Raw genomic sequence first — 9436 nt, forward strand, 5'->3', positions numbered from 1 at the left:
TGGTAGGGGTGGGTCCCCACGCCCGCGCCGCGGTCCGGTGTGGACCGCGGCGCGGGGCGGGGGTCAGCTGTACATGATCTTGGCGCCCAGGTTGTCGCCGTTCTGGAAGATCTCGTGCACGTTGATCGAGCTCATCGTGCCCAGGTTGATCTGGGTCATCATGTCCTGGTAGGCCTGGTTCCACTGGGTCTGCTGCTCCAGCCACAGCGGGGTGGCCTTGCTGTCGATGGCCTCGGCGGTGTGCTTGAGCACGCCGTTGAGGTCCTGCAGGATCTGGCCGACGGTCTTGACGTGCATCGCCAGCTGCTCGTTGACGTCGAGGTAGCCGTTGTTGTTGATGTCGAAGCTGGTCATGGTCTCGTCCTCTCGGGGGTGGCGCGCGGGGGTGGGCTGGTGGGGGTCAGTGCTGGCCGCTGGAGGGGCCGTTGGCGGTGGTGGAGGCGTCGGTGTTGGTGCTGCGGTTGACCCGCAGCAGGTCCTTGGCCTTGTAGTTCAGGTCGGTCATCATCTGCACCACGCGGTTGAAGTCGCTGGTCCAGGTGGTGAAGGCGTTGCGCAGCTTGATGCCGGACTCGGAGTTGTTCACCATCGGCATCACCGCGGCCACCGAGCCGACCTGGCCGCTGACCTGGTTCATGCTGGAGATGGCGGTGTCGGTGCCGTTGATCACCGAGATCAGGGCCTGGTCGCTGTAGGCGTTGCGCCCGTTGTTCGACATGGTGTCCTCCTGGTTTTCCGGTTCGTCGGTCGTGGGTCGTCGTGCGCTGTCGGGCCGGGGTCCGGTGTGGACCGTCAGCCGAGCTTGTCGAGCGCGGGCCCGGTGGGCAGCAGCGCGAGCAGGTCCGCGGGGACCGGCTGCGCGGTGCCGACCGGCAGGCCGAGCGCGTCGGCGGCGGCGGGGCCCGCCACCGGGTACTTCGCCCCGGTCTCGGTGACCAGGTAGACCCCGGCCCCGGGCACGCCGGGGGCCGGGCGGGTGCGGGCGAGCACGCCCGCGCCGGGGGCGACCCGCACCCGGTCGGCCACCCGGGCGTCCCGGGTGACCCCGGCCGGGCCCGCCTCGCGGGCGGGGCCGGTGGGCAGCGGGGCCGAGGCGAGCACCGCGCCGTCCCCCGACCACTGCACGCACGGGGCGGCCCCGGCGGTTCGCAGCGCGGTCGGCGGGTTCGCGGGCAGCTCGGCCTGCCAGGCGGGCGCGGGCAGCACGGGCTGCCCGGCCAGCTCGGCGGGGGTGATGCGCAGCGTCGGCAGGGCCTGGCCCGCGGGGTCGGCGGTGAGCAGCGCGGCCACCGTCGCGGTGACCGGGGCCAGGCCGCCGGGCACGGCGACGAAGGTGCGCGCGCCGACGGCCTCGGGCACCGAGACGAGTTGGCCCAGCGTGGTCGGCCTGCCCGCGACCACCGGCCCGGCGCCGCCGCGCAGCACGCCGGGGGCGCCCAGGTCGGGTCCGGCGGGCAGGGCGTTGAGCCAGGCGGGGTCGACGACCGCGGCGGCGTCGGGGTCGAGCCCCAGCGCCCGGGGCACCCACGGCTCGGCCACCCGGAACCGGCGGTCGCGCCAGGCCAGGTGCAGCTCGGTGCCGGAGCGCACGAGCAGCGCCTGGTCGTCGCCCGCGACGCGCAGCCCGCCCACCGCGCCGATGGCCAGGGTGAGCAGCGGCCCGTCGGGGGCCGTGCCCGCGCACACCGTCCACGGCGGCCGCGCGGCCCCGGTGGGCAGCGCGTCGGGGGCGCCGAGGATGCCGACCGGCGCGCCCTGCGGCACCCCGGCCAGGTCGGCCGAGCCGACGGTGGCGACCACCGGGTCCCCGCCGACGAGCAGCCGCGCCGAGGCGTAGTTGAGCACGGGCCGCAGCGCGCCGTCGATGAGCAGGTACCGGTTGCCGGTGTCCTCGTCGACGATCAGCGCCCCCGGCTCCCGCCAGTCCCCGGCCGAGCGGCCCGAGACCAGCCCGGCGACGAGGACCCCGGCGGCGACGAGCACCCCGACGCCCACCCCGCCCGCCAGCCCCACCGTGGTGCGGCGCAGCGGCCGCTCCGCGGCGTCCGGGTCGGTGCGCAGCACCGCCGAGACGAGCCTGCCCGCCAGGAACGAGTGCGCCTGGACCTGTTCACGCCTGCCGTACATGGTGTCCTCCTTCCCTGCCCTGTCCACGGGCGGCGGTGGTCGTGCGGTTCATCAGCCGAACAGGGCGGTGACGGCGCCGTAGGCACCGGTGACGGCGAGCGCCAGCGGGACGACGGCCAGCGCGCACACCCAGTGCGCGATGTCGCCCAACCGCCCCCAGCGCGGGATGAGCTTGCGGTCCGGGAGGCTGTGCGCCCCCGCCAGCGCGCCCGCGGCGCACAGCACCAGCAGGACGGCCCCCGCCCACCGCCACGGCCCGTCGAGGTGGTCGGCCCACACGAAGGCCAGTTCGGCCAACCCCACCGCCGCGGGCACCATCGCCGCCGCGCGGTGCCACGTGCCGGGCAGCTCCCGGGCGTGCAGCAGCAGCAGGAACCCCACCGCGGCGCTGAACGCGGCCGCGTCCCACCGCGGCGCGGCGGCCACGACGACCAGCCCGCCCGCGATGACGCCCCCCAGCACGGCCAGGAACGCCGTCAGGTAGGCGTCCGCCCTGGTGGCGCGCTCGATCACCGACCCGCTGGGGTGCGGGTCGAGGTTCTGCTGGAACTCCGTCGTGCTCGTCGGCACCGGCTCCACGGCCAACCCGGCCAACCGCGCCGAGACCGTCGGCGCCAACCGCGTCAGCAGCAGCGCGGTGCAGACCACGACCGCCGCCGCCCCCGTGCCGGTGAGCCCGGTGGTGCTCAACGCCCCACCCGCGGCGACGAGCACCCCGCCCGCCGCCACCGCCGAGCACGCCTCAACCGCTTGACCAGCGGCGAACCGCGCCGCGACGGCCAGCACGGCCACGGCCACCCCGGCGGCCAGCACCCCCGGCCCGGTCAGCCAGTCCACCGGCGGCGCGGCCCCGATCGGCACCGCGGCCCCGGCGATCGCCCCGGCCCCGACACCCGTCGCGGCCAGCACCAGCGCGGACACCCGGTCCCCCAGCACCCGCCCCGCGGTCGCCGCCCCCGCCAGCAGCGCGAGCCCGAGACCACCGGCCCCGAGCGCCACGGCGTACCCGCTCGCCGCCCCCGCCGCCACCAGCACGGCGAGCACGGAGCACACGGCCAGCACCACCACGCACACCCGCCGCGTGAGCGCGGGCCGCCACCGGTCCTCCCGCCTCGACAACCCCGTGTGCACCCCGTCGACCAGGTCGTCGAAGTCCACCAGCGGCAACAGGTCGTCGCGCGGGCGCAGGTGCAGCAGGTCCCCGTCGAACAACCCGGCCGCGGCGGGCCCCAGGTCCTCGTCGACGGGCGGTTCACCCAACCGCTGCAACACCCAGCCGCCGTGGGCCAGGCCGCTGGTCGCCAGCGCGGGGTCCAGGTGCCCGAGCACCGTGGGCATGAGGTCGGCGACGGGGACGTGGGCGGGGACGGCGAGCTCCACCCGCGACGTGGGCCCACAGATGGTGAGCCTGCACATCTCGCCGGAGCCCGCGGTCGCCGCGGGGGAAGTGGTGGCCATGCCCCACCCACGGCCACCCCCGGCCGTTCGGTTCAGAAGGTCCGCGGACCTGCTGTCCCAGCCCGTGCGGGCCTACTCGGTACCCTCGAAGCCCTCCGGCGGCTGCACCCCCTCGGCGGCGAACGAGCGACCGTGCCCCGCATTGATTGGGAGATGGGCACGTGACGAGCTGGACCACCGGCAACGCCAACGAGGACGGCACCGACACCCGCGGCTGGCTTGTCGGTCATTTCATCGACCACGACAAGGGCGTGCGCCACCAGGACGGCGTGGAGGTCAAGTGGGGCGTCCACCCGCCTGGCGACAAGCGCGCCGAGTGGACCGCCGATGACCAGCGCACCACGCTGGTCATCCTCATCAGCGGCCACTTCCGCGTGGACGTGACCGGTGGTTCGGCCACCATGACCCGCCAAGGCGACTACGTCATGTGGGGGCCCGGGGTCGGCCACTCGTGGGAGGCCGCGGAGCACTCGGTGGTCCTCACCGTGCGCTGGCCGTCCGCCACCTGATCGACCACGTGCCTGCGGCTCGACCCGCCCCATCGAGGTGATCACCTCTGGGGCAGCGGTGAGGCCCGGTGGGAGTGAACCGCTCGGCGGCGCAGGCACGTGTGGGCAGGGAGCGGTCACCGCCGAGAGGAGCCCACCACCATGACCACGACGTTGTTCCGCAGGCAGGGGCGTGAGCAGCCGCCGGAGATGCCGGGGGGTGAGCTGACGTTGCAGGAGCCCCCGGTGCTGCCGGAGACCGTGGGTGGGGGCATGGGCGGGATGGTGGTCATGGTCCCGATGGCCCTGGGCAGCGCCGTGATGATGGTGGTGTTCATGGGGCAGTCCAACCCCGCGATGGGGATGGGCATGGGCGGGATGATGGCGCTGAGCACGTTGATGATGGTGTTCGGGCAGGCCGGGCGCGGTGGGGGTGAGCGCAGGCAGCGGATGCGGGGGGAGCGGCGGGACTACCTGCGGTACCTGGGGCAGACGCGGGCGCAGGTGCGGTCGGTGGCCGACCGGCAGCGGACGGCGTTGGCGTGGCGGCACCCGGACCCAGCGGGGTTGTGGTCGGTGGCGATGACGAACCGGTTGTGGGAGCGGCGGGCGGGGCACGCGGACTTCGCCGAGGTGCGGGTGGGGTTGGGGCCGCAGCGGTTGGCGATGGCGATGACGCCGCTGAGCACGAAGCCGGTGTCGGACCTGGAGCCGTTGTCGGCGCGGGCGCTGCGGCGGTTCACCAACGCCTACACCACGGTGGCCGACCAGCCGACGGCGCTGTTCCTGCGCGGGTTCGCCCAGGTGCGGTGCAGCGGGGACGCCGACGCGGCGCGGGGGATGGTGCGGGCGCTGCTGGCGCAGCTGGTGGCGTTCCACTCCCCCGAGGACCTGCGGGTCGTCGTGTGCGCGGCGCAGGACCGGGTGGGGCACTGGGACTGGGTGAAGTGGCTGCCGCACGCCCAGCACCCGGTGGAGCAGGACGGCGCCGGGCAGGCGCGGCTGCTGGTGGACGGGGTGGACGGGCTGGTGGAGCTGCTGGCCGCCGAGCTGGACGACCGGGCGCGGTTCGAGCCAGGGGTGGCGCCGAGCCGGGAGGAGCCCTACGTCGTCGTGGTGCTGGACGGGATCGGGGTGCCCGCGGAGTCGCGGTTGGCCGGGGCCGGGTACCGCAACAGCGTCGTGCTCGACGTCTGCGGTGACCTGGGTTCCTCCGGCGGCAAGGGCAAGCTGCGCCTGGAGGTGACCGCCGAGCAGGTGTCGATGCTGCGCACGGACCGCACAGGCAAGCAGGTGCGCACCCCGCTCGGCGTCCCCGACCGGCTCAGCGTCACCCGGGCGGGCGCGCTGGCCAGGGTGATCTCGCCCTACCGGCTGGGCGGCACCACCGACGTGGCCGAGCCGATGGTGGCCGACTTCGACCTGCCCCGGCTGCTGGGCGTGGCCGACCTCGACGAGCTGGACCCGGCGCGGCTGTGGCGGCCGGGGCTCAGCGCGCACCGGCTGCGCATCCCGCTGGGCATCGCCGAGGACGGCTCGACCATCGAGCTGGACCTCAAGGAGTCGGCGCAGGGCGGCATGGGCCCGCACGGGCTGCTCATCGGCGCCACCGGTTCGGGCAAGAGCGAGCTGCTGCGCACGATGGTGCTGGGGCTGGCGATGACGCACTCGCCGGAGATGCTGAACTTCGTCCTGGTGGACTTCAAGGGCGGGGCGACCTTCCTCGGCCTGGACCGGCTGCCGCACGTCTCCGCGGTCATCACCAACCTCGCCGACGAGGCGCCGCTGGTGACCCGCATGCAGGACGCGCTGCACGGGGAGATGGTGCGCAGGCAGGAGCTGCTGCGGGCGGCGGGCAACTACGCCTCGCTGCTGGACTACGAGAAGGCCCGCCAGTCCGGCACCCCGCTGGACCCGCTGCCCTCGCTGGTGGTCATCGTCGACGAGTTCTCCGAGCTGCTGGCGTCCAACCCGGACTTCTCCGAGCTGTTCGTCATGATCGGGCGGCTGGGCCGGTCGCTGGGGGTGCACCTGCTGCTGGCCTCGCAGCGCATCGAGGACGGCCGGATGCACAAGCTGGAGAGCCACCTGTCCTACCGGATCGGCCTGCGCACCTTCTCGGCGATGGAGAGCCGCTCGGTGATCGGCGTGCCCGACGCCTACCAGCTGCCCAGCGCCCCCGGCAACGGCTACCTGCGCAGCGACGTGGCGACCCTGGTGCGGTTCAAGGCCGCCTACGTCTCCGGCGAGCACCGCCGCCGCACCCGCGAGCAGCGCCAGGAGGACGTGCGCAGGCAGGTCGTGGCGTTCGGCGCCGGGCGCGCCCCGCTGGCGGTGGAGCAGGCGGTGAGCGCGGAGGTCGAGACGACCGGCACGAACCAGTCGGTGCTGGAGGTCGCGGTGGAGCGGCTGATGGGCCACGGCGCCCCGGCGCACCAGGTGTGGCTGCCCCCGCTGGGCGAGCCGCCGTCGCTGGACCAGGTGCTGCCGCCGCTGGAGGACGACCCGGAGCTGGGGTTGTGCGCGGCGAGCTGGCCCGCCCGCGGTGGGCTGGCGGTGCCGGTGGGCGTGGTGGACAAGCCGTTCGAGCAGATGCGCGACCTGCACCTGGTGGACCTGTCCGGTGCCGGTGGGCACGTGGGCATCGCCGGGTCGTCGCAGTCGGGCAAGAGCACCCTGCTGCGCACGCTGATCACCGCGATCGCGCTGACCCACACCCCGCGGGAGGCGCAGTTCTACTGCCTGGACTTCGGCGGCGGCACGCTGGCGGCGCTGGAGGGCCTGCCGCACGTGGGCGGGGTGGCGACGCGGATGCAGGCCGAGCGGGTGGGCCGCACGGTGGCCGAGGTGCAGGGCATCGTGGCCCGGCGCGAGGCGCTGTTCGCCGACCACGGCATCGACAGCATGGGGGTCTACCGGCAGCGCAAGGCCGCCGGGGAGTTCGCCGACGACCCGCACGGCGACGTGTTCCTGGTGGTCGACGGCTGGGGCATGCTGCGCTCGGACTTCGAGCAGCACGACCAGGCGGTGCGGCTGCTGGCCGCCCGCGGGCTGGCCTACGGGGTGCACGTGGTGCTGACCACCAACCGCTGGTCGGACATCCACAGCGCGCTGCGCGACCAGCTCGGCACCCGGCTGGAGCTGCGGCTGGGCGACGCGATCGACTCGATGATCGACATGCGCACGGCCAAGCAGGTGCCCGACTCCCCCGGCCGCGGCATCACCCTGGACAAGCTGCACTTCCTCGGCGCGGTGCCGCGCTCGGACGGCCGCGGCGGGGTCGCCGGGCTGCCCGAGGCCACCCGCGAGCTGGTGCAGTCGGTGGCCGAGAGCTGGACCGGGCCGGTGGCCCCCGCGGTGCGGATGCTGCCCGCGGTGCTGCCCGCCGCCGAGCTGCCCGCCCCGCGCCCCGGGCCGCGGGTGGCCCTCGGCGCCGGTGAACTGGACCTGCTGCCGGTGTGGCACGACTTCGCCGACCGCCCGCACCTGACGATCATCGGCGACAGCGGCAGCGGCAAGACCGCGGCGCTGCGGCTGATCGCCGCCGCCGTGCCGCGGCTCTACACCCCCGAGCAGGCGCAGGTGGTCGTGGTCGACCCGCGGCGCGGGCTGGTGGAGAGCGTGCCGGAGGAGTACCGGCGCGGGGTCGCGGTGTCGGCCGCGGTGGCGGGCCAGGTGATCCAGCCGATCGCCGCCGAGCTGCGCCAGCGCGTGCCCGGCCCGGACATCTCCCCGGCGCGGCTGAAGCTGCGCGACTGGTGGACCGGCCCGGAGGTGTTCATCCTGGTCGACGACTACGACCTGCTGCTGGGCGGCATGGGCGGCCCGCTCGACCCGCTGGTGGAGCTGCTGCCGCAGGCGGGCGACATCGGCCTGCACGTGGTGCTGGCGCGCGCGGCGGCCGGGTCGAGCCGCACCGGGATGGACTCGGTGGTGCGCCGGTTGCAGGAGTCGAACACCCCGGACCTGGCGCTGTCGATCCCGCCGAACGAGATGCCGCTGCTCAACGGCGCCCGCGGCCGCCAGCTGCCGCCCGGCCGGGCGCAGCTGATCACCCGCCGCGACGCGCTGGGCCTGCAGGTCGGCTGGACCGAGGAGGTGTCCGGGTGAGCGGGGACGACCGTGCCGGGCTCCCGCGGCGCCTCGCCGCCACCGCCGCCGCTACCACCGCTGCTGCCACCTTCCTGCTGGTCGGGCCCGTCCCCGGCGCCGCGGCCCAGGACGACGGGCGGTGCGCCCCCGCGGAGCAGCAGGTCGTCGACGCCGAGCCGTGGGCGCAGCGCAGGCTCGCCGCCGACCGCGCCTGGGCCGTCGCGGACGGGAACGTGGTGGTCGGCGTCCTGGACACCGGTGTGAGCGCCGCGGCGCCCGCGCTGGCCGGGGCGGTGCTGCCCGGCACCGACCTGGCCGGGGGGCGGGCCGACGCCGACTGCTCCGGGCACGGGACGTTCCTGGCGGGGCTGCTGGCGGCCCGCCCGGACGGGCGCAGCGCGTTCGCCGGGGTGGCCCCGGGGGCGACGCTGCTGCCGGTGCGGGTGGTCGACGAGTTCAACCGGGTCGAGCCCGACCGGGTGGCGGCGGGCATCACCGCCGCGGTCGACGGCGGGGCGCGGGTGATCGCGGTGGGGGTGGTGACGACGGTGAGCACGCCCGCCCTGGAGGCCGCCGTGGCCGACGCCGTGGCGCGCGACGTGCTGGTGGTCGCCTCGGTGTCGGTGCAGGAGTCGGGGCAGCGGGCGTTCCCCGCCTCCCTGCCCGGCGTGCTGGCCGTCGCACCGGTCGGCCCCGACGGGCCGCCGAAGAACGGTGCCATGGGGGCGGCCCCCGCGCTGGCGGCGCCCGCCGAGAAGCTGGTGGGGCTCGCCCCCTCCGGCGGCGGGCACCGGTCGGCGTCGGGACCGGAGCTGGCGGTGGGGTTCGTGGCGGGGGCGGCGGCGCTGGTGCGCGACTACCGGCCCCAGCTGAGCGCCGCGGAGGTCGCCCAGCGGCTGCTGGCCACGGCGGACAGCCCGTCAGGGCCGTTGCCGAACCCGCTGGTGGGGTACGGGGTCGTGGACCCGACCGCGGCCGTGACCTCGGTGTTCGGTGCCGAGGAGCGGGACAGGGCCGCCGCGGCGGTGCCGGTCGTGGTGCCGAGGGCGCCGGTGGCCGACCCGCTGCCCGCCGAGCGGGCGCTGTGGTTCAGCGGCGGGCTGCTGCTGGTGGCGCTGGTGCTGGGTTCGGTGGTGGGCGTGGTGGCGCTGGGCCGCCGCCGGGGTGGGGATTCCCCTACTCCGGCGGCGGGGAACTCCCGCTGACGATCGGCGGGGCGTCCCCCCGGGGTCGGAGGGCTCAGCCCACCGACCCCGGCCGCGTTCTGGACG

General features: G+C 75.6%; 7 protein-coding genes. 3 read left to right on the forward strand and 4 right to left on the reverse strand.

What is annotated here, in order from left to right; genetic code table 11:
* Positions 1-63: 63 nt before the first annotated feature.
* The 4 genes from BJP25_RS12585 to eccD form a co-directional block, all read right to left on the reverse strand.
* Positions 64-354, reverse strand: coding sequence for a hypothetical protein (locus BJP25_RS12585; RefSeq protein ID WP_075975047.1), 291 nt, complete (start codon positions 352-354; stop codon positions 64-66).
* Between the two features lie 46 nt (positions 355-400).
* Positions 401-718, reverse strand: coding sequence for a hypothetical protein (locus BJP25_RS12590; RefSeq protein WP_075975048.1), 318 nt, complete (start codon positions 716-718; stop codon positions 401-403).
* A 74-nt stretch (positions 719-792) separates the two neighbouring features.
* Complete coding sequence (gene eccB, locus BJP25_RS12595) at positions 793-2127, reverse strand: type VII secretion protein EccB (RefSeq protein WP_075975049.1); 1335 nt, start codon at positions 2125-2127, stop codon at positions 793-795.
* Positions 2128-2178: 51 nt separating this feature from the next.
* Positions 2179-3585, reverse strand: a complete 1407-nt coding sequence (eccD, locus tag BJP25_RS12600) for a type VII secretion integral membrane protein EccD (protein ID WP_075975050.1) — start codon at positions 3583-3585, stop codon at positions 2179-2181.
* Positions 3586-3746: 161 nt separating this feature from the next.
* Here eccD and BJP25_RS12605 point away from each other — a divergent pair, with 161 nt between their 5' ends.
* The 3 genes from BJP25_RS12605 (at position 3747) to BJP25_RS12615 (ending at position 9370) form a co-directional block, all read left to right on the forward strand.
* Positions 3747-4094, forward strand: a complete 348-nt coding sequence (locus BJP25_RS12605) for a cupin domain-containing protein (RefSeq protein WP_075975051.1) — start codon at positions 3747-3749, stop codon at positions 4092-4094.
* A gap of 141 nt (positions 4095-4235) precedes the next feature.
* Positions 4236-8183, forward strand: coding sequence for a type VII secretion protein EccCa (eccCa, locus tag BJP25_RS12610; protein ID WP_075975052.1), 3948 nt, complete (start codon positions 4236-4238; stop codon positions 8181-8183).
* Positions 8180-9370, forward strand: coding sequence for a S8 family serine peptidase (locus tag BJP25_RS12615; protein WP_075975053.1), 1191 nt, complete (start codon positions 8180-8182; stop codon positions 9368-9370). The genes eccCa and BJP25_RS12615 overlap by 4 nt, the downstream gene beginning before the upstream one ends.
* Positions 9371-9436 lie beyond the last annotated feature (66 nt).

This window comes from Actinokineospora bangkokensis (assembly GCF_001940455.1).
In the GTDB taxonomy this organism is placed as follows: Bacteria; Actinomycetota; Actinomycetes; order Mycobacteriales; family Pseudonocardiaceae; genus Actinokineospora; species Actinokineospora bangkokensis.

Coding starts and splice junctions, on each gene's coding strand:
- BJP25_RS12585 (WP_075975047.1), bottom strand. CDS start 354: ATGACCAGCTTCGACATCAACAACAACGGCTACCTCGACGTCAACGAG.
- BJP25_RS12590 (WP_075975048.1), bottom strand. CDS start 718: ATGTCGAACAACGGGCGCAACGCCTACAGCGACCAGGCCCTGATCTCG.
- eccB (WP_075975049.1), bottom strand. CDS start 2,127: ATGTACGGCAGGCGTGAACAGGTCCAGGCGCACTCGTTCCTGGCGGGC.
- eccD (WP_075975050.1), bottom strand. CDS start 3,585: ATGGCCACCACTTCCCCCGCGGCGACCGCGGGCTCCGGCGAGATGTGC.
- eccCa (WP_075975052.1), top strand. CDS start 4,236: ATGACCACGACGTTGTTCCGCAGGCAGGGGCGTGAGCAGCCGCCGGAG.